The sequence below is a fragment of the Flavobacterium sp. genome, from assembly GCF_040402895.1.
Classification (GTDB): domain Bacteria; phylum Bacteroidota; class Bacteroidia; order Flavobacteriales; family Flavobacteriaceae; genus Flavobacterium.
Genome location: NZ_JBBALR010000001.1, coordinates 372229 through 393046 on the forward strand (window position 1 = coordinate 372229; position 20818 = coordinate 393046).

Genomic DNA, 20818 nt, shown 5'->3' on the forward strand with positions numbered 1-20818 from the left:
TAAGTTCATTTATTTTAGTTAACTAATTTTTCTAAAGTTGCTTTTTTATTTATAATTTCAAGCATTGCTTGTAATGTTTCTTGTTGAGCCGTATACAATTGTTTTTGCGCTTCAGCAAAGTCAAAACTAGAAGACAAACCTTCTTTAAATTTGACTTGTTGTTTGGCTTCGATACGTTCTGCTAATTTTAAATTGGCTTGTGCGTTGTTATATTGATTAATACTATATTCATAATCGCTTTTTGCTTTTTGATATTGTAATTTTAATTTTTGTTCTGTTTCTGTAAGTTGCGTTCTTGATTTTTCTAAATCAATTTTGGCTTGTTGTACGCGCGAATTTCTTCCACCACTACTAAAAATTGGCACATTTAATCCCACGCCAACATTTGAAAAATTACTCCATTTTTGAGTCGCGTTCATAAATGAAAATTCATTTGAAAAGGCATTGTATCCAAAATTTACTTGGGCTCCTAACGATGGTAAACCTTTACTTTTTTCTAATTTAACTAAAAGTTGTTTACTTTCTTCTACATTTTTTCCAATTTTATAATCGATATTTTCGTTTACATTAAATTCAGAAATTAATAATTGTAAATCAATGTTATTTTGAGTTAAATCATTTAGTTTTTCTGTTAATACGATGGCATCATCTAGATTAATACCTAACAATAGTTTTACCATATTTAAGGCAATAACTCTTTGTTTAGTTACATTTTCCAAAGCGTTGTTCACAGAATTTAAAGTAATTTGAAGTTGTTCAATAGTTTCTTCTTCAATTAATCCGTTTTTATAAATTTCTTTGGTGTCGGATAGAATTTTTTCTAAAACGGTTTTGTTTTTATTGATAATTAAAATACTTTCATCTGCTAAAAGAACATTTCCATAAGAATTAATTACAATTTCTTTAATTTCTTGATTCGTTTTTTCTTTGGCGTTTTCAGAAATTTTTAAATAGGTTTTAGCCGATTGTAAACCTACTAAATACGAACCATCAAAGATAAGTTGACTTAATGTTAGATTTCCGATAGCTACGTGTTTCGTACCAAAGGCCAATAACATAATTTCATTGGGATTAGCCATAGGATTAAAAGCATTTGCTGCGGCTCCTTGCTTGGTAAACTCAAATGTATTTTGGTAATTTACAGCACCATTTAATTGTGGTAATCCCATGGTAGTGGTTTCCCATTTTTTTTGCTTCGCAAGTTCTAAATCACGGTTTGCGTTTATTACACTGTAATTGTTCTTTTGGGCTTGTTCAATTGCCTGTTTTAGAGTAAAACTAGCTACTTCCGTTTGCGAAAAAACTTGAATAGCACTCAAAAGAAACAGAAATACTGTTATTTTAATCTTCATTGTGTTAAATTTAATTATTAATAATCTGTAATTGTTTTTCTAATTCTATTATTCCGTCTTGAGTGGCCATAGCACGAGTGTGATACTCTAAGGCTTTGTGCTCTAAATTATTAGCTTCTTTCTCTAAGGCGGTATTCTCGCTAATGCTAAATATTAAGATGTAATAAAACTTTACATAATTTTCTACATCAATATTTTCTCGGTATAAGCCCTCTGAAATTCCTTTTAATATATTGGCTCGAAAACAACCTTCGCATATTTCAATTTGATAGCCCACTACTTTTTGATACACTTCTGGATAGTGTCTTTTTAATTGGTATACTGGAGACGTTTCGCTATATTTAAACATTTCTTTAAACATTCTACGAATTTGAAAATTTTCTTCAATAGCGTTAAAGTTTTTTGCCACAATTTTGTCAATTGTCTCTCTAACTTCTTTATGAACCAATTGCGTGCTTTCCTCAATTAACAATTCTTTATTTGAAAAATATTTATAAATTGTTTTTTTTGAAATACACATTTCGCAAGCAATATCATCCATGGTAATACTTTTGAAACCTAATTTCAAAAACATATCTTTGGCGACATTGACAATTTTTTCTTTCATTTTAAATGTAATTTCTTGATATTAATTATAGTATCTAATTAATATCAATTGCAAAACTACAACGGAAACTTTTAAAACTAAAATAGTTTCCATAATCTTCACATAAATTTAACATTAAATTTGTGGCGCAAGTCTGCAATTATTAGCTTAAATTAGCCAAAAATTACTAGTATGCTTTCATTATCAGAATATCAAAATGTTATTTCGGAAGAGTTTTCTAATCTACATATTCATAAACAACCGAAAAACCTATATGAACCAATAGATTATATTTTATCGCTTGGCGGAAAAAGAATTCGTCCTGTTTTAACATTAATGGCAACTGATATTTTTGATGGCGATCATAAAAAAGCTATCCCAGCAGCTAAAGCAGTTGAAGTTTTTCATAATTTTTCTTTAGTTCATGATGATATAATGGACGATGCGCCTTTGCGAAGAGGAAATGAAACCGTTCATGAAAAATGGAACATTAATACTGGAATTTTATCTGGTGATGCGATGCTAATATTGGCCTATCAGTATTTTGAGGTATACGAACCCATAATATTTCAGAAATTAGCAAAATTATTTAGCAAAACTGCTTTAGAAGTTTGCGAAGGACAACAATATGATGTGGATTTTGAAACCCGTGATGATGTAACCATTTCGGAATATTTAAAAATGATTGAATTCAAAACTGCTGTGTTACTTGGAGCGGCTATGAAAATGGGCGCAATTGTTGCAGAAACTTCAGAGGAAAATGCCGATTTAATTTATAATTTTGGGTTAAATTTAGGGATTGCTTTTCAATTACAAGATGATTATTTAGATGCATTTGGAAATCCAGAAACCTTTGGAAAACAAGTAGGAGGCGATATTATTGAAAACAAAAAAACCTATTTATATTTAAAAGCAATGGCATTTTCGTCGGATGAAAATAAACAACAATTATTGCATTTATTTTCTATTCAACCCAATGATAATTCTGATAAAATTGATTCGGTTAAATCAATTTTTACAGCTTCTGGCGCAAGCAAAGCTACACAAGACGCCATTGCTAAGTATACAGAAATTGCCTTTGAAACATTAGAAAAAATGAAAATTTCTGAAGACAAAAAAATGGTTTTAAGATTGTTTGGTGAAAAATTAATGAATAGAAAAGTATAACAATAACAATTTCAATAACAAAAATCAATTATAAGTTTTAAATTTGATTTTTAACATTGTAATTGACATTGAAAATTGTAATTGACATTGAATATGTATTTACCACCAACATCTTTCGATTCATTAATTGAAGAAGCTGAAAAACAAGATTTATATTACAAATTAATTGAGCAAACCAATAAAGATTTTGGGTTAGCAAATGAAAATATTGATATTCCGTTGGATATTTTCCCATTTGAATTAAAACTATTAATTCAGGATAAAATAATAAAATTAATCAATAATAAATTTGCAGAATACTTAAATTTACTATACATTATTGATGTTTCCGAAGATCAAATTAAAAAATTGGACGGTTCAGATGTTTTTAAATTATCCGAAGACGTGACGTTTTTAATTTTAAAACGCGAATGGCAAAAAGTGTGGTTTAGAAGCAAATATTAATTTATTCTAAGTCTTTCTTTAAAATTACTTTATTCCACAATTCTTTTCCTTCTTTATCAAATAATGTTAATTTCATTTGTCGGGTATCTTTTTCACCAGAAAATGATAAAGTCCCAAAAACGTGTTGTGCAAATAGACTTCCTTCTACTCTGTTTTTATTTTCTTCCTTGGCAATTTTTTCAATATTTCCGTAACCAGAAGTTAATGGCGAAACCGTCCAATCATATAAAGAATAAGCATTTGTTCGCTGTAACATTGATAATTCTGTAAAATGTCTGTCGCCAGAAATAAAAGTTACACCTTTAATTTTATTTGCTGTTATTTCATTTAACAACGCTTCTTTTTCTGTTTTATAATTTTCATAATTTTCATAAACTGCTGCCGAAGATAAAACTTGGCCTCCTATTACTATAATTTTAAAACTGGCTTTTGAAGTTACCAACGCGTCAATTAGCCATTGTATTTGAGAAGCTCCTAAAAGTACTTTTTCACCGGTTAATCTATCATTTGGGGATCTAAAAAAACGATTGTCTAACAAGAAAACTTCCGCATCGCCCCAATTAAAACAGGAATAAATACCTTCGTTTTGATTGGGATTCATTCCATATGATTTATTTGCCCAAAAATCTTTAAACGCTTGTTGGGTTAAATTTTTGTTATAAAAACCTCTATCACCATCGTTTGGTCCAAAATCATGATCGTCCCAAATGGCAAAATTCTGAGTTTTAGCTAAAAGCGGTTGCATTTCTTTTATTTTTCTTGAATAGGTGTAACGATGTTGAATTCCAGTTTTACTATCCCAATCTGCTTCTCGAAGGTAAATATTATCGCCTCCCCAAATCATAATATCTGGATTTTTCTTAGCAATACTTTCAAAAATGGAATAATTAGAACCATATGGTTTTCCGGGCCTGTCTAAAGCCTCTTCACTTATATAAGAGCAACTTCCTAAAGCAATAGTAAAATCAGGTGCTTTTTCTCTAAATTGCCATAATTTTTTTGAAGAAAAAGATGTTTCGTGAGGCAAGTTTACCTTTTTGTTATTCAAATAAATATCATAATTGTATTTTTTTCCTGGCTGCAACTTATCTAAAACCACATGACAAGTAAATGCATTGTCGTTAGTAGTGTTATACTTTTCACTTTTGAAAACTTCTGTAACGTTATCTAAGGCATAATAGGAAATATAAACAGTCGATGGCTTTTCCGTTTGAAGCCAAATCATTGCTTCTTTCATTTCGCAATAACCAACCATAGGTCCGGATTGTAAACTATTTTGTGAAAATAAGGTGGCTGAAAACAATAAAAAGGAGAGAATGTATCGCATAATTTTTTTTTGTAAAACTAAGAAATTCTATTAGATGTAGTGTTAAGATATAATTACATTTAAAACATTACTCGAACAAAAGGGAGCCAATCTTGCGCAAATACATTGTTTTGATTTGCATATAATAAATTGTACTTTACACCAAAAGTTACATTTTGAGAGCGATAACCAACACCAATAAAAACAGCTGTATTCCAAAAAGAATCGTTGCTAGTATTCACTCCATTAAATTTTCTATTTACACGTAATTGTTCAATTTCTGTAGAAAGTTGAATGTCTTCAATTGGATGAAACAAACCAATAATACTTCCTCCAAAAACAGTTGATTTATAACCCAATGCATTGTAATTTGATGGGTTTGATTCTTGAGCGACATAACTTCCTGAAATTCCTACACCAACGCTCACTGTTTTATTTAAATGATAATAACCAGTTGGCGATAAAGAAAAATTTGAATAACCATTACCAAAAGCCAAACCTAAACCGCCGCCAAATTGGACTTTTTGCCAAAAAATAGATTTTGTTTTAGGAATACTGTCTTGCTGAGAAAACAAGTCTGAAGAATTGAGAAAAATTAGAGTATAAAAAAATGTATTTAGTAACTTTCTCTTTATTTTCATTCTATTTATTACTTATTTGTTAATTTGAATATAAAAGTATAAATTTCTTTGAACATTTAGCATAAAAGTTTATACTTTTGCATAAAATTTTTTAACCAAATCGTCATTTAGACAGAATTATGGATAGGTTTTCCTTTTTAAACGCAGCACATACTGCATTTTTTGCAGATTTATACGACCAATATTTACAAAATCCAGATAGTGTAGAACCAAGTTGGAGAAGTTTTTTCCAAGGTTTCGATTTTGCTAATGAATTTTCTAATCCAGGTGAGCAAATTGCACATACTGCAAACGAAGTTGTTTCTGGTGGTAATTCTGAACAACTTCAAAAAGAATTTAATGTTTTAAAACTAATTGACGGATACCGAACTAGAGGACATTTATTTACCAAAACAAATCCAGTTAGAGAAAGAAGGGTGTTTTCACCAACTTTGGCTATAGAAAATTTTGGATTGTCTCAAGCGGATTTAGCAACCGTTTTTGATGCTGCCAAAATTGTTAACATGAAACCTAGCACGTTAGCTGATATTATTAAGCATTTAGAAAGTGTTTATTGTTCGTCTATTGGTGTAGAATTTATGTACATTAGAGAGCCTAAAGTACAGGATTGGATAAAAAACAGATTAGATATCAACGACAATCAACCTAATTTTTCAGGTGATGTTAAGAAAAATATATTAAAAAAGTTAAATGAAGCCGTTTCGTTTGAAACCTTCTTACACACAAAATACGTAGGTCAAAAACGATTTTCATTAGAAGGTTGTGAAGCGGCTATTCCTGCATTAGACGCGCTTATTGAAGCCGCTGCAGAAAAAGGTGTAGAACAATTTGTAATGGGAATGGCACACCGTGGTCGTTTAAATGTTTTGGCAAATATTTTTGGTAAAAACACACAAAATATTTTCTCAGAATTTGACGGAAAAGATTATGATGATGATATGTATTTTGATGGGGATGTAAAATACCACTTAGGATTAACATCAAACCGAGTTACAGATTCAGGAAAAAAAATAAACTTAAATTTAGCGCCAAATCCATCTCACTTAGAAACCGTTGGTGCGGTTATAGAAGGAATTACAAGAGCCAAACAAGACCGTTATTTTTCAGATGATTTTTCAAAAGTTTTACCTATTGCCGTTCACGGTGATGCTGCTGTAGCCGGGCAAGGTATTGTGTATGAAATTATACAAATGGCAAAATTAGACGGATATAAAACAGGTGGAACAATTCACTTAGTGATTAATAACCAAGTTGGTTTTACTACAAATTATTTAGATGCTCGTTCCTCCACGTATTGTACAGATATTGCAAAAGTAACCTTATCACCAGTATTACACGTTAATGCAGATGACGCAGAAGCTGTGGTTCATGCCATGTTGTTTGCTTTAGATTATAGAATGGAATTTGGAAGCGATGTATTTATCGATTTATTAGGATATAGAAAATACGGCCATAACGAAGGTGACGAACCTCGATTTACACAACCGAAATTATACAAAGCCATTGCAAAACATAAAAATCCTCGTGATATTTATGCGGAAAAACTTATAACTGAAGGTGTTATTGATAGCTCGTATGTTAAAACGTTAGAAGAAACATACAAAGCAAATCTTGATGAAAATTTAGAAGAATCCCGTAAGAAAAGTTTAACTGTAATTACCCCATTTATGCAAAATGAATGGAACGGTTTTGAACAAGTTTCAGATGATGTGATGCTTTCAAAATTTGATACAAAATTTGATAAAAAGCAGTTAACTGCTATTGCTTCTACTATTACAGAACTGCCAAAAGATAAAAAATTCATTAGCAAAATCACGAAATTAGTTGGCGACAGAAAAGCCATGTTCTTCGAAAAAGACCAATTAGATTGGGCAATGGGAGAATTATTGGCCTATGGTTCTTTAATAACTGAAGGATACGATGTTCGTATTTCTGGGCAAGATGTGGAAAGAGGAACCTTCTCGCACCGTCATGCCGTAATTAAAGTAGAAGAATCGGAAGAAGAAGTGGTTTTATTAAACGACATCAACAATAAAAAAGGAAACTTTTACATCTACAATTCGCACCTTTCAGAATATGGTGTAGTTGGTTTTGAATATGGTTATGCATTAGCCTCTCCAAACACCTTAACCATCTGGGAAGCACAATTTGGAGATTTCTCTAACGGAGCGCAAATTATGATTGACCAATACATTTCTGCAGGTGAAGACAAGTGGAACAACCAAAACGGATTGGTTTTCTTATTGCCTCATGGGTATGAAAATCAAGGTGCGGAACACTCTTCCGCTCGTATGGAACGTTATTTACAAATGTGTGCCAAACACAATATGTACGTTGCAGACGTCACCACACCAGCCAATTTCTTCCACTTGATGAGAAGGCAAATGAAAACGAAATTTCGTAAACCGTTAATTGTATTTTCTCCGAAAAGTTTATTGCGTCATCCATTAGCTGTTTCTTCAGCAGAAGAATTATCAAACGGACAATTTCAAGAAATACTAGACGACCCAAATGTATTAGATAAAAAGGCAATCAAGTCTTTAGTATTCTGTACAGGAAAAGTATATTACGATATTATTGCCAAACGAGAAGAATTAGGAAGAAAGGATGTAGCCGTAATTCGTTTTGAACAACTATTCCCATTAGCAACAGACCAAATTAAAGCGATTATCGATTCGTATCCAAATGTAGATGATTATGTTTGGGCACAAGAAGAACCAAAAAATATGGGTGCTTACGGATATTTATTAATGAATTTCGATTTAGTAAAATTACGTTTAGCCTCGCCAAAAGCATATAGTGCACCAGCAGCAGGAAGTTACGAACGTTCTAAAAAACGTCAAGCAAACGCTATTGCTATGGTTTTTGATAAAAATTTATTTCAATAACAGATACAACACATTAATATAATTTTAGGAAGCATTTTAACCTAAAACTTAAAACGAAAGAATATGATTTTAGAAATGAAAGTCCCATCACCGGGAGAATCTATTACCGAAGTTGAAATTGCAACTTGGTTAGTAAAAGACGGAGATTACGTTGAAAAAGATCAAGCTATTGCTGAAGTAGATTCAGACAAAGCTACATTAGAATTACCTGCAGAAGCTAGCGGAATTATTACGCTTAAAGCCGAAGAAGGTGACGCTGTAGCTGTAGGGCAAGTAGTTTGCCATATTGATACAGCTGCTGCTAAACCAGACGGAGCAACACCTGCGCCTGCTGTTGAAAAAGCACCAGAAGTAAAAAAAGAAGAAGTAAAAGCTGCACCAGTTGCAGAAAAAACATATGCTACAGGAGCACCATCTCCAGCAGCTAAAAAAATATTAGACGAAAAAAACATCAGTCCTTCTGACATCGTTGGAACAGGAAAAGGCGGAAGAATTACTACTGAAGACGCCGCCAACGCAGTTCCAGCAATGGGAACACCAACCGGAGGTTCTCGTGGAACGGAAAGAGTAAAACTTTCTATGCTTCGAAGAAAAGTAGCAGAACGTTTAGTAGCCGCTAAAAACGAAACAGCGATGTTAACTACTTTTAACGAAGTAAACATGACGCCAATTAATACCATCAGAAACCAATATAAAGACGAATTTAAGGCGAAACACAATGGTCTTGGATTAGGTTATATGTCGTTCTTTACTAAAGCGGTTACAAGAGCCTTGCAATTGTACCCAGATGTAAATTCGATGATGGATGGTGACCATAAAGTAGCTTTTGATTTTGCAGATATTTCAATTGCAGTTTCTGGACCAAAAGGATTAATGGTTCCTGTAGTTAGAAACGCAGAATTATTAACGTTCCGTGGTGTAGAAGCAGAAATCAAGCGTTTGGCTTTACGTGCAAGAGACGGACAAATTACAGTTGATGATATGACAGGTGGTACCTTCACTATTACAAATGGTGGTGTTTTCGGAAGTATGTTGTCTACGCCAATTATCAATCCACCTCAATCTGGAATTTTAGGCATGCACAACATTATTGAGCGTCCAATTGCCGTAAACGGTAAAGTGGAAATTCATCCAATGATGTATGTAGCCTTATCTTATGACCACAGAATTATTGACGGTAGAGAATCTGTTGGTTTCTTAGTAGCCGTAAAAGAAGCATTAGAAAACCCAATGGAATTTTTAATGGATAACAATCCTAAAAAAGCGTTGGAGTTATAAAATTAACTATATGTTTAAACCTGTCAGGTTTTTGAAACCTGACAGGATTGCCAAAATACTAAATCCCAAATTCAAAAGAGTTTGGGATTTTTTTTGTTTCTTTGTTTTTATGAAGAAAACAGAGAAAAAAGCAGCTATAGGTTTTATTTTTTTAACCTTAGTAATTGATATTACGGGTTGGGGAATTATTATTCCAGTCATCCCAAAATTGATTCAAGAATTAATTCACGGCGATTTAAGTGAGGCATCTAAAATTGGAGGTTGGTTGCTATTTGCATATGCATTTACTCAGTTTTTATTGTCGCCACTAATAGGAAATTTAAGTGACAAATACGGGCGACGTCCCATTATTTTATTTTCACTTTTAGGATTTTCATTGGATTATTTATTTTTAGCCTTTGCTCCTACCATAACTTTTTTATTTATTGGAAGAATTATTGCCGGAATAACTGGTGCAAGTATTACTACAGCTACAGCCTATATTGCCGATATAAGCACCCCTGAAAACCGAGCCAAAAACTTCGGAATGATTGGTGCTGCCTTCGGAATTGGGTTTATAATCGGGCCAGTAATTGGTGGTTTATTGGGGCAATTTGGCGCAAGAGTTCCTTTTTATGCTGCAGCGGCTTTGTGTTTCATTAACTTTTTATATGGTTATTTCGTATTACCAGAATCGTTGCCAAAAGAAAACCGTAGAGATTTAGATTGGAGCAAAACCAACCCCGTTCGTGCTATTATAAATTTAAAAAAATACCCTAAAATTTTTGGCTTATTTATATCAATAGTACTAGTTTATATTGGTTCGCACGCGGTGCATAGCAATTGGAGTTACTTTACCATGTATCAATTCAAATGGGACGAAAAAATGGTTGGCATTTCACTAGGAATTATTGGTTTACTTGTCGGAATTGTGCAAGGTGGTTTAATCCGATGGATCAATCCGAAAATCGGAAATGAAAAAAGTATTATTTACGGCTTAATGTTATATACTTTAGGGATGTTTTTATTCGCTATCGCTACAGAAAGCTGGATGATGTTTGCCTTCTTAATTCCGTATTGTTTAGGCGGAATTTCAGGTCCTGCTTTGCAATCTGTAATTACAGAAAATGTTCCTGCTAATGAACAAGGCGAAATTCAAGGTACTTTAACCAGTTTAATGAGTGTGACTTCTATTATTGGTCCGCCTTTAATGAGTAATGTGTTTTATAATTTTACTAATAAAAACGCAACGGTTCATTTTCCTGGCGCGCCCTTTGTTTTGGGCGGAATTTTAATGTTATTTAGCGCGATTATTGCTTTTTATTCGTTTAAAAAACAACGATTAATTGCTATTGCAAATACAAATACTGATTTGGATAATCAATAATAGCGTTTCCTTTAAGTAACACATCAGCACCAATAATGCCGTCGATAGGTTTTATTTTTTGTTGGGATAAGGCTTCGTTTACATGGGATAAATCGAAAAGTATAAAAACAGAAGACAATTGCCTCCAAGAACCAACTTGGAGGCAATTGTCTTTTGCAATTTTGGTAGGTATTGTTGTTGAACTGGCACTTGCAGCAGCTTTGGTATGATGCACCGCGTTTAAATTATATTTTTCAATACATTCAAAACCTATACAAGTATTCGATGCGCCTGTGTCTAAAATGAAATTTCCAGCTACTCCATTTACTTTTACTTTAATTAGTAAATGTTGTGTTTTTAAAAACTTAAATTTTATTTTTTTATATTTTTTTGCTTTTAAAAACGCTGGCAATGCATTCATTTAATAAATAAATTTAATGGTTTTAAATTGATTTTTATTTGTGATTTTAGCAAAATAAATTCCTTTAGTCAATAAGTTTAAGTTTTTAGTAGTTTGTGCCTCTAAGTTAAATTTTTCAATTTGTTTTCCATCAATTCCAAAAATTTCAACTTGTAATGATTCCAAATATTCCGATTGAATTTTTCCGTTTGAAATGATCACTTCATTTGAAGATAAAAATGAATCGGTTTGTAAAATTCCCGGAACAAAGCCAAAATTAGCTCCAAATAAATCAACAGATTGTCTAGTTCCATCTAAATTTCTAATAATAAAAAACCAGTTATTTGCGGTAGTTGCACTAGGAAGTGAAGTAATCGATGATGTAGCTTCGCTAAAATAATTTCTGGTTCCAATATTAAGTGTTGCCACATATGCGTTAGCAGCACTATTCCATGTTAAAGGAGTTAACGTAGTTATATTAGTCCAAACGTCATGATAATCCCAAGTTGCTGTAACACCATCTGTTTCTAAACCTGTGTAAATATACAAATTTGGATCACTAATTGGGTCAAAAAGCGAATAATTGCCAGCAGAACCGTAGGTTATTGTTATTGTCCCCGAATTTATACTAAAAGGGTTTGGCGTAATAATAATTTGAGACCAACTTACTTGAATGAAATAAAGTGTAATTAGATATAAAAAATTTTTCATGATGTTTTAATTTAGGGTTAATTTGTTAAAATTAAATATTGCCAAGCTTTTAGTCCAATTGGTGCATCTGATCTAAATTGTATTTTGTTGCCAGACATATAATCGGTAAAATCGCCTTGTAGTTGAATTTTTGTTTCAATAGTTTCATTCGATAAGTTTGCGATATAAATGACTTTTTTACCATCTTTTTCACGTTCAAACGCTAATATTTTAGTGTCGTCTTTTGTAGAAATCCGATTATATGAGGCAGGATTTTTTCCACCGTGTAAAGCGATGTTTTCATTTTTTAATTCTCCTAATTTTACTCTTAATTCCCAATCTTTACCTTTTGTTTTTGGAATTAAATCTTTCTCAAAAAACTTTAAGCTGTGTTTCAATCCATATTCATTTCCACTATATATTAAAGGCATTCCTGGCATTACATACGTTAAAGCAGTCATGGCTTCTTCAGCAGCGCCTAATCGAGATTGAATGGTTCCGTTCCATGAGTTTTCGTCATGATTGTCAACAAAATTCATTAAAATGTCATTTACTTCGTATTTATTATTTCTCTCTATCATGTATTTATCCCATGCCGCTACATTTTCTTTTCCTTGTGCAATTTTATTACTGGTATGATGTCCGTCCCAAGCGTACGCCATATCAAACAAATTATCTTTTAATAATTCGGGTTCCCACGCCTCTGCTAACATAAAGATGTTTTTCTCTTTACGCAACTCTGGAATCGCTTGTTGCCAAAAATCTAATGGAACATTTCCGGCTACATCGCATCTAAAACCATCAACCCCTTCTTTTTGAAGCCAGTATTTCATATCGCCAGTCATTTCTTTTCTCAGATTTTGATTGTCGTAATTTAAATCTGCAACGTCTGTCCAACCCCAAGTTTTTCCAGTTTCAGGATTAATTGGATCGATAATCTCCCCTTTTTCATTTTGTGTATAATATTCTGGATGTTGCTTAATCCAAACATGATCCCAACCTGTGTGATTGGGTACCCAATCTAAAATAACATACATGCCATTTTCATGCGCGGTTTTTACTAAATTTCTAAACTCTTCAAGCGTTCCAAATTCTGGATTTACTTTCTTAAAATCAGAAACCGCATAATAACTTCCTAAATATTTGTGTTGTTCCTTTGCTGGCATTTCTGATGCAAATTTACTATTATCGCCACCAGTTGCTTTTCTTTTCGTTTGCGAAATGGGGAAAATCGGCATCATCCAAATGACTTTTACGCCTAATTGTTTTAACTTCGGAATGTCTTTAGTAAAGGCTTTAAACGATCCTTCTGGTGAATATTGACGAATATTCACTTCATATATGACAGCATTTTCCAAACTACTCGAATCTAAAGTGTATTCTACAGGCGATACATTAAAATTTTGAGCTTGTAATAAAGTGCTATTTGTAAAACTTAAGGCAAATACTGCCAATACTACTAATTTTTTCATAACTAATTAAATAAGAATTGTAAAGGTATTTCTAAACGTTTGTTCCAAGAATTCTCGGTATGATCTGCGTTTTCAAATTTTAAATTTTTTGAATTGGAAGAGCCAAATCCTTTAGCTTTTAATATTTCATTGACGTCTTTTTCATACCTAACATATTCTGCATCTAAAGTTGCTGTTCCGAAATCAAAATAAATTTTATGTGTTTTTGGATTGGGTAATTTAGCCATTAAATACTTGAAAAAAGCAGTTGGAATAGGGTTATTTTCAACGTTTTTTAAACCAATCCAATGTGTGGATAAACAAGCGGCTTTCCCAAAAATAGTTGGATATTCGCAAAGCGCATACATAGAAATTAATCCACCCATACTGGAACCCATAATTGCGGTGTTTTCTTTATCGGTAAAAACTGAAAAATGAGCATCTATAAATGGTTTTACTTCGGTAACTAAAAATTTTAAATAGTTATCTGATGTTATTTGTGTCAAATCTAAATTGATTTTTTTAGCTTCATCAATTACGAACTTTTTTTCTGTATCACTTAAAAATTCAATGGCTTTCTGTGGAAAATAATTTAAACGTCTTATTTCAGGAATGTTCCAAACGGCAACCACAATGACTTCTTTCATAGCTTTTTTTTGGGTTAATGAGTCTATTTTTTCATCTACTCCCCATTCTTGTTTGTTCCAAGTGGTTTTCCCATCAAAAAGCATTTGCCCATCGTGCATATACAACACTTGGTACTTTTTAGTTTCTGAATAATTTATTGGCAACCAAATATCAACTGTTCTAGTGGCTACATTTTGAGAAGGAAAGTTTTCAATACGTTTTATTTGTCCTACAAAATCGTTATTATTTTGCACATCAATAATTTTTATATTTTCTTGAGAAAAACACATACAACTAAACGCTATTAAAAACCAAAATTTCATATGTAACTTATTTTTTTAATTCTAAAATTAAACTCGATTTTCCTTCTATAGTAAGTTCTGATTTTAAATCGAAATTCGCATCCGAAATAATGTCTTTTCCACTTGAATATAAAGCCAAACTTTCTTTGAATCTTTCTAATTTTACTGTTTGTTTGTCTTTACTGTTATTTACCACAACCATTACACTTTCGGTGTCGTTATAACGAAAATAAACATACACATTATTATCTGGAAGATAATGCATTAATTTCCCGTTATGAATTATTGATTTCGATTTTCTCCAATTGAAAACTTTAGCCGTGAAATCAAAATAGTTGGCTTGTTCAGCTGTTCTTCCTGAAGCTTTAAAAGCATTGTTTTTATCTGACGCCCAACCACCAGGAAAATCCTGACGAATATCCGCATCGCCTTTGCCTTTATCGCCCGCCATACCAATTTCTGAACCATAATACAATTGAGGAATGCCTCGCATTGTAGCTAAAATAGTCATGGCCATTTTATATTTATTAAAATCGTTTTTATAAATATAATTGAAACGGTTGGTATCGTGATTTTCTGCAAAAATTAATAAATTATTTGGGTTGTCGTATAGAAAATCATTCACGAAGTTTTCATAAAATTTATACATTCCATCGTTCCAATTTGTGTGGTCTTCGTTAAAAACATTTCCAAAAACATCATGCATCGTAAAATCCATTACACTTGGCAAATAAGAATTATAGCTTTGAATTTTAGCAATTGGACTGTCTTTTTGCCAATACGATATTTGTGCTTGATCGTGCATCCATACTTCGCCAACGATATTAAAATAGGGATATTCGTCGGTAATGGCTTTGGTCCATTTTGAAATACCTTCTTTGTCATTATATGAATACGTATCCACTCGGAAACCATCTAAATCGGCGTATTCAATCCACCAAATCGCATTTTGAGTCAAATAATTTAATACCAAAGGATTCGATTGATTTAAATCGGGCATACTTGGCACAAACCAACCATCCATACAAAGTTTTGCATCTATTGCAGAAGCGTTTGTGTCATATTGTGTGGTCATTCGGTAGTTACTTTGTTTGTAACCAGGAAATTGATGAAACCAATCGTACGTTGGCATATCTTTAAACATCCAATGTTCTGCCCCCCAATGATTCGTTACATAGTCTTTCACTAACTTCATGTTTCTCTTTTTCATTTCTGAAGAAAGACGAACATAATCTTCATTTGTTCCGTATCGCGCATCTATTTTGTACACATCTGATTGCCCGTAGGTATGATACGAATAGCCTTTGTCGTTATCTTCACACAACGGTGTGCTCCAAAGTGCTGTTACACCAAGTGATTGCAGATAATCTAAATTATTTATTATTCCTTGAATGTCTCCACCATGACGCCCACCAGGATTATTTCTGTTTGCTTTTTCTTGTAAATTTGAATCCGAATCATTTTTTTCGTTTCCATTTGCAAATCGATCTGGCATAATTAAGTACATCATATCGGAAGCATCAAAACTTTTTCTATATCTAGAATTTTCTTTTCTTTTTTTGATTGCATACGATTGATTGAATGATTTCTTACCGTTTTTAAATGTAAAAATCAACTCTTGCGCCGACACATTTTTCAAATCGATAGATACGAAAACGTAATTTGGGTTTTCCGTTTTTTGAACCTGAGTAATTACTACACCATTAGAAACTGTTACCGTATTTTGAGCAATGTTTTTACCATAAAACATAATTTGAACCTGATTGTTTGTCATGTTCTCGTACCAAAATGGTGGTTCTACTTTATCAATTTGAGCAAAAGAAAAATTGAAAAGTAAAATAGGCAATAAGAAAATTATTTTTTTCATATGTAAATGTTTATTTTTTATAAATTTATTTTACTTCAACAATACTAATTCCGTAACCACCACCCGGAGCAGCTATCATTTTTAGTTTTGATTTATTAGTCACTTTTTGTTTTGTTATTTTATACGCTTGCGGATTCGTTTTGTAATGTGCATCGCTTGCATCGGCATAAATTGTAGCCTCATATTTTTTTCCTTTTTCTAAAAAGTCTAAAGAAATAGTTGCTGTTCTTGCTTGTAATCCGTTCACATTTCCAACAAACCAGTTGTTCGAATTTTTATCTTTACGTGCCGTTGTGATATAATAACCTGGTTCTGCTTCAACATATTTTGAAGTTTCCCATTCCACTGGAACATTTTTAATAAATTGAAATGCATCTAAAAATCGGTTATAATTTTCTGGTAAGTCGGCCGCCATTTGCAGTGGGCTATACATTACTACATACAATCCCAATTGATTGGCAATAGTAGTATTACAATGTGAATTATTTCCAGGATTTAATTTTGCAATATCCATTTCAAAAATTCCTGGTGTGTAATCCATTGGTCCGCCCATTAATCTTGTAAATGGTAAAACCGTAGTATGATTTGCTTTTGAACCTCCAAAGGCTTGAAATTCTGTTCCGCGAGCGGCTTCATTTCCAATTAAGTTTGGATAGGTTCTGCAAATTCCTGTTGGACGAACGGCTTCATGTGCGTTGACCATAATTTCATAATCTACCGCTTTTTCAATACAATATTGGTAATGATTTAAAATCGATTGGCTATAATGGTGCTCGCCTAAAGGTAAGATATTTCCAACATAACCACTTTTTACCGCGTTATATCCATTGTCTTTCATAAACTGGTAGGCTGCATCTAAATGACGTTCGTAATTTCTTGTAGCACCAGACGTTTCGTGATGCATAATCATTTTAATACCTTTTGACTTCGCATATTCGTGAATTCCTTTTACATCAAAATCTGGATAAGCGGAAATAAAATCGAAAACATAATCTTTTTCATGACCAAACCAGTCTTCCCAACCTTCGTTCCAACCTTCTACCAAAACAGCATCAAAACCGTGTAATGCTGCAAAATCAATATACTCTTTTACGTGCTTGGTATTTGCCGCGTGCTTGGCACTTTGCTTTGCTTTTGAATAATCTGTTACGCCAAGTTGAACAGAAGGCAAATCAACTGTATACGCCCAAGAACTTTTTCCGGTAATCATTTCCCACCAAACGCCAACATATTTTACGGGTTTAATCCAAGAGGTGTTTTCAATTTTACAAGGTTCGTTTAAATTTAAGGTCATTCTGGATGCTAACACTTCTCTGGCATCATTACTAACGATAATGGTACGCCATGGCGAAACACTTGGTGCTTGAATGTGTCCTTTATTTCCTTTTGCATCTGGCGTTAAGTGCGACTGAAATACGAAATTCTTATCGTCTAAATTCAAATGCATACACGAATAATTAATCAAAGCCGCTTCGTGGATATTGATATATAAGCCGTCAGTTGTTTTCATCATTAATGACGTTTGTACCCCTGTATCTGAAAATTGTTTTTGAGAGGCATTTTCCGAAACTGCGCTTTTAAATAAACTTCTAATTTCAGATAATTTACTCTCCGTGTAATCGTATTCTTGTGTGTCGTAATCCCCTGGAATCCAAAATGCGGTATGATTTCCAGTCATAGCAAATTCGGTCCTTTCTTCTCTTATTACAAAATAAATTAAGTTTTTTTGCTGAGGAAATTCGTATCGGAAACCTAAACCTTCATTGAACAACCGAAAACGGATGATGATTTCTCTTTCGGTTTCATTTTGTTTTAATTTTACAGCTAATTCGTTGTAATGATTTTGAATTTGCGTTTCTTCACCCCAAACTGTTTTCCAAGTTTCATTAAACGTGCTTTCTTTGGTATCCATTACTTTAAAATCGTTTACTAACGACTTTTTATCCTTTTGTAATTCTAAACCTAATTTGCTTTTTTTAATTACTTCTTTGTTTTTAAAAAAAAGCTGATACATAGGTGTGCCGTCATTTCCAAGTGAAAACGACATTTTAAAATTACCATTTGGTGATTGAAATTCTTGGGCAGAAGCCCCAAAAATAACTGTTAAAACAAGGATAACCGATACAATTTTTTTCATTTTATTAATTTTTTACTACTTGCGATGCGCCGTTTATGATTACTTCTACTTCTTGATTTCCTTCCACAGAAACTTTGGTTTCTTGATGCGTGACTTCAACTTTTACGATTGCATTTCTGAAATTTACTTTAAACGAATAGCCATTCCATTGCTCTGGAATTCTTGGTTCAAAATGCAATTGATTGTTTTTCACTCGCATACCTCCAAAACCTTCTACGATACTCATCCAAGTTCCTGCCATGGAGGTAATGTGTAATCCTTCATGCACTTCTTTATTATAATCATCTAAATCTAAACGAGAGGTTCTTAAATAGAAGGTATATGCCTGCTCCATTCTTCCTAAGGCAGCAGCTTGAATAGAATGAACACAAGGTGAAAGTGAACTTTCATGAACGGTAAATGGTTCGTAAAAATCAAAATGTTTTTCTAATTGTTCTTTGGTAAAATCGTCCTCAAAGAAATAAAACCCCTGAAGAGTGTCTGCTTGTTTAATATATGGTGAACGTAAAATTCTGTCCCAACTCCATTTTTGGTTAATTGGTCGTTGTGATTTATCTAAATCGGAAACTTTTACTAGTTCTTTATCTAAGAAGCCATCTTGTTGTAAAAACACACCATGTTCTTCCGAAAATGGAAAATACATATTATCTGCGGTATTTTTCCAAGATTGTAATTCGGTATCATTTAAGTTTACTTTGCTCATAATTCTTTCGTAATCAGATGAATATTCCGATTCTACTTTTTCAATTTGAGCATACGTATAATTGATACACCATTTTGCTATATAATTGGTATACCAATTATTATTCACGTTATTTTCGTATTCATTTGGACCTGTTACGCCTAAAATCACAAATTGATTTTTGTGTGTTGAAAAAGTAGCTCTTTGGTGCCAAAAACGAGCAATACCTATTAAAACTTCTAATCCTTTTTCTGGAATGTAACTGTAATCCCCGGTGAAACGGTAATAATTATAAATAGCAAAGGCAATGGCACCATTTCGGTGAATTTCTTCAAAAGTAATTTCCCATTCGTTATGACATTCTTCACCATTCATTGTTACCATCGGATAAAGTGCCGCCCCATTTTTGAAACCTAAATTATTTTGAGCATTTTCGATGGCTTTGTCTAACTGATTGTAACGGTATTCTAATAAACTACGCGCCACATTCTGATCTTTTGTAGCCATATAAAACGGAATGCAATACGCTTCGGTATCCCAATAGGTTGACCCTCCGTATTTTTCACCCGTAAAGCCTTTTGGTCCAATATTCAAGCGAGAATCTTTTCCTAAATAGGTTTGATTTAACTGAAAAATATTGAAACGAATACCTTGTTGCGCTTTGGTATCCCCTTCAATAGTGATGTCACTCATTTCCCAAATTTTAGCCCATGCTTGCTTTTGATTTTCTAATAAGGTAATAAATCCTAGAGTTGTAGCTTGAACCAATACTTGTTTTGCTACAGAAATAAGATATTCTTCTTTATGATTTGTGGAAATCGTGTAGCCACCAAATTTTTGAATACTAACTGTTTGCCCTAGTGTAGCGGCAACTTCATATGAAAATGAAATTTTTGACGCTTCTTTTGTTACTTCAACAGGTTTTACCTCGGCAATTTCATTATTTACAATAATTTGATTTTGCATGTAAGTAGCCACTGTAAACTTTGTTTTTAAAGTTCGAGCTACTATAAATGCACTATTTTCTTCGTTTTTAACTTCTAACGTTTCCCAAAATTTTTCTTCCCAATTGGTGTCTTCATTTTCGATTCCAGCATCTAAATAAGGTTTAAAAACTACTTTTGCATCGGAATTTATTGGCGTAACATTATATTTTATGGCACCTAACTCGTCTATATCTAAGGATAAAAATCGAGTAACGTGTACTTGAATTTCCACATCATTTTGCAAAATAGCTTGAAAAGATCGTTGGTACCAACCTTCCTGCATGTTCAATTCTCGACGGAAGTTTGAAACCAATTTACAAGTTGCTAAATCTAATTTTTCCCCATTAACTTCTAAATTAATTCCAATCCAATTCGGTGCATTGAGTACTTTAGCAAAATATTCTGGATAGCCGTTTTTCCACCAGCCTACTTTAGTTTTATCTGGATAATACACCCCAGCAATGTAACTACCTTGAAACGTATCACCTGAGTAATGCTCTTCAAAATTGGCACGTTGCCCCATGGCGCCATTTCCAATACTAAATAAACTTTCGGAAGATTTAACTCTTTCTGCTTCAAATCCTTCTTCTATGATTGACCAATTATTTGGTACGATATAATCCTGATTCATTTTCTTTCTAATCTGTCAATTCTCAATTAGTTAATTTG

16 protein-coding genes are annotated in these 20818 nt (G+C 32.8%); 5 read left to right on the forward strand and 11 right to left on the reverse strand.

What is annotated here, in order from left to right; all coding sequences use genetic code 11:
- Positions 1–14: 14 nt before the first annotated feature.
- Complete coding sequence (locus ABWP60_RS01780; RefSeq protein WP_353147634.1) at positions 15–1352, reverse strand: TolC family protein; 1338 nt, start codon at positions 1350–1352, stop codon at positions 15–17.
- A 10-nt stretch (positions 1353–1362) separates the two neighbouring features.
- Positions 1363–1959 (reverse strand): TetR/AcrR family transcriptional regulator, encoded by a 597-nt coding sequence (locus ABWP60_RS01785; protein WP_353147637.1) that lies wholly within the window; start codon positions 1957–1959, stop codon positions 1363–1365.
- A 171-nt stretch (positions 1960–2130) separates the two neighbouring features.
- Between ABWP60_RS01785 and ABWP60_RS01790 the strand changes: the two genes are divergently transcribed.
- Together ABWP60_RS01790 and ABWP60_RS01795 are read left to right on the forward strand one after the other, a co-directional pair.
- Positions 2131–3105 (forward strand): polyprenyl synthetase family protein, encoded by a 975-nt coding sequence (locus ABWP60_RS01790; protein ID WP_353147640.1) that lies wholly within the window; start codon positions 2131–2133, stop codon positions 3103–3105.
- 93 nt (positions 3106–3198) lie between these two features.
- Positions 3199–3549 (forward strand): hypothetical protein, encoded by a 351-nt coding sequence (locus tag ABWP60_RS01795; protein ID WP_353147643.1) that lies wholly within the window; start codon positions 3199–3201, stop codon positions 3547–3549.
- Between the two features lies 1 nt (position 3550).
- Here ABWP60_RS01795 and ABWP60_RS01800 read toward each other — a convergent pair whose 3' ends face one another.
- Both ABWP60_RS01800 and ABWP60_RS01805 read right to left on the reverse strand, forming a co-directional pair.
- Positions 3551–4876, reverse strand: a complete 1326-nt coding sequence (locus ABWP60_RS01800; RefSeq protein ID WP_353147646.1) for an alkaline phosphatase D family protein — start codon at positions 4874–4876, stop codon at positions 3551–3553.
- A gap of 59 nt (positions 4877–4935) precedes the next feature.
- A complete protein-coding gene (locus tag ABWP60_RS01805; RefSeq protein WP_353147649.1) occupies positions 4936–5496 on the reverse strand; it encodes a hypothetical protein in 561 nt (186 codons plus the stop codon).
- Positions 5497–5615: 119 nt separating this feature from the next.
- Here ABWP60_RS01805 and ABWP60_RS01810 point away from each other — a divergent pair, with 119 nt between their 5' ends.
- From ABWP60_RS01810 to ABWP60_RS01820, 3 genes are all read left to right on the forward strand, one after another.
- A complete protein-coding gene (locus ABWP60_RS01810; protein ID WP_353147652.1) occupies positions 5616–8384 on the forward strand; it encodes a 2-oxoglutarate dehydrogenase E1 component in 2769 nt (922 codons plus the stop codon).
- Positions 8385–8447: 63 nt separating this feature from the next.
- Entirely contained in the window at positions 8448–9662 is a 1215-nt protein-coding gene (gene odhB / locus ABWP60_RS01815) for a 2-oxoglutarate dehydrogenase complex dihydrolipoyllysine-residue succinyltransferase (protein ID WP_353147655.1), read from the forward strand.
- 109 nt (positions 9663–9771) lie between these two features.
- A complete protein-coding gene (locus tag ABWP60_RS01820; protein ID WP_353147658.1) occupies positions 9772–11028 on the forward strand; it encodes a TCR/Tet family MFS transporter in 1257 nt (418 codons plus the stop codon).
- Here ABWP60_RS01820 and ABWP60_RS01825 read toward each other — a convergent pair.
- From ABWP60_RS01825 to mdxK, 7 genes are read right to left on the reverse strand one after another with little or no spacing between them, the layout of a single operon-like run.
- A complete protein-coding gene (locus tag ABWP60_RS01825; protein WP_353147661.1) occupies positions 10991–11428 on the reverse strand; it encodes a retropepsin-like aspartic protease in 438 nt (145 codons plus the stop codon). The genes ABWP60_RS01820 and ABWP60_RS01825 overlap by 38 nt on opposite strands.
- Positions 11429–12118, reverse strand: coding sequence for a T9SS type A sorting domain-containing protein (locus ABWP60_RS01830; protein ID WP_353147664.1), 690 nt, complete (start codon positions 12116–12118; stop codon positions 11429–11431).
- Positions 12119–12135: 17 nt separating this feature from the next.
- Complete coding sequence (locus ABWP60_RS01835; protein ID WP_353147666.1) at positions 12136–13569, reverse strand: alpha-amylase family glycosyl hydrolase; 1434 nt, start codon at positions 13567–13569, stop codon at positions 12136–12138.
- A gap of 2 nt (positions 13570–13571) precedes the next feature.
- Positions 13572–14498, reverse strand: a complete 927-nt coding sequence (locus ABWP60_RS01840; RefSeq protein ID WP_353147669.1) for an alpha/beta hydrolase — start codon at positions 14496–14498, stop codon at positions 13572–13574.
- Between the two features lie 7 nt (positions 14499–14505).
- Positions 14506–16344 carry a glycoside hydrolase family 13 protein gene (locus ABWP60_RS01845; protein ID WP_353147671.1) on the reverse strand — a complete coding sequence of 613 codons (1839 nt, stop codon included), beginning with the start codon at positions 16342–16344 and terminating at the stop codon, positions 14506–14508.
- 25 nt (positions 16345–16369) lie between these two features.
- Positions 16370–18481, reverse strand: coding sequence for a glycoside hydrolase family 97 protein (locus ABWP60_RS01850; RefSeq protein ID WP_353147674.1), 2112 nt, complete (start codon positions 18479–18481; stop codon positions 16370–16372).
- Between the two features lie 4 nt (positions 18482–18485).
- Complete coding sequence (gene mdxK, locus ABWP60_RS01855; RefSeq protein WP_353147677.1) at positions 18486–20780, reverse strand: maltose phosphorylase MdxK; 2295 nt, start codon at positions 20778–20780, stop codon at positions 18486–18488.
- Positions 20781–20818 lie beyond the last annotated feature (38 nt).

Excerpts from the sequence above, each read along its gene's own strand:
- ABWP60_RS01825 (WP_353147661.1), bottom strand. The coding sequence starts at position 11,428 with ATGAATGCATTGCCAGCGTTTTTAAAAGCAAAAAAATATAAAAAAATA.
- ABWP60_RS01845 (WP_353147671.1), bottom strand. The coding sequence starts at position 16,344 with ATGAAAAAAATAATTTTCTTATTGCCTATTTTACTTTTCAATTTTTCT.
- ABWP60_RS01830 (WP_353147664.1), bottom strand. The coding sequence starts at position 12,118 with ATGAAAAATTTTTTATATCTAATTACACTTTATTTCATTCAAGTAAGT.
- ABWP60_RS01820 (WP_353147658.1), top strand. The coding sequence starts at position 9,772 with ATGAAGAAAACAGAGAAAAAAGCAGCTATAGGTTTTATTTTTTTAACC.
- ABWP60_RS01805 (WP_353147649.1), bottom strand. The coding sequence starts at position 5,496 with ATGAAAATAAAGAGAAAGTTACTAAATACATTTTTTTATACTCTAATT.
- ABWP60_RS01795 (WP_353147643.1), top strand. The coding sequence starts at position 3,199 with ATGTATTTACCACCAACATCTTTCGATTCATTAATTGAAGAAGCTGAA.
- ABWP60_RS01780 (WP_353147634.1), bottom strand. The coding sequence starts at position 1,352 with ATGAAGATTAAAATAACAGTATTTCTGTTTCTTTTGAGTGCTATTCAA.
- ABWP60_RS01850 (WP_353147674.1), bottom strand. The coding sequence starts at position 18,481 with ATGAAAAAAATTGTATCGGTTATCCTTGTTTTAACAGTTATTTTTGGG.
- ABWP60_RS01790 (WP_353147640.1), top strand. The coding sequence starts at position 2,131 with ATGCTTTCATTATCAGAATATCAAAATGTTATTTCGGAAGAGTTTTCT.
- mdxK (WP_353147677.1), bottom strand. The coding sequence starts at position 20,780 with ATGAATCAGGATTATATCGTACCAAATAATTGGTCAATCATAGAAGAA.
- ABWP60_RS01840 (WP_353147669.1), bottom strand. The coding sequence starts at position 14,498 with ATGAAATTTTGGTTTTTAATAGCGTTTAGTTGTATGTGTTTTTCTCAA.
- odhB (WP_353147655.1), top strand. The coding sequence starts at position 8,448 with ATGATTTTAGAAATGAAAGTCCCATCACCGGGAGAATCTATTACCGAA.
- ABWP60_RS01810 (WP_353147652.1), top strand. The coding sequence starts at position 5,616 with ATGGATAGGTTTTCCTTTTTAAACGCAGCACATACTGCATTTTTTGCA.
- ABWP60_RS01835 (WP_353147666.1), bottom strand. The coding sequence starts at position 13,569 with ATGAAAAAATTAGTAGTATTGGCAGTATTTGCCTTAAGTTTTACAAAT.
- ABWP60_RS01800 (WP_353147646.1), bottom strand. The coding sequence starts at position 4,876 with ATGCGATACATTCTCTCCTTTTTATTGTTTTCAGCCACCTTATTTTCA.
- ABWP60_RS01785 (WP_353147637.1), bottom strand. The coding sequence starts at position 1,959 with ATGAAAGAAAAAATTGTCAATGTCGCCAAAGATATGTTTTTGAAATTA.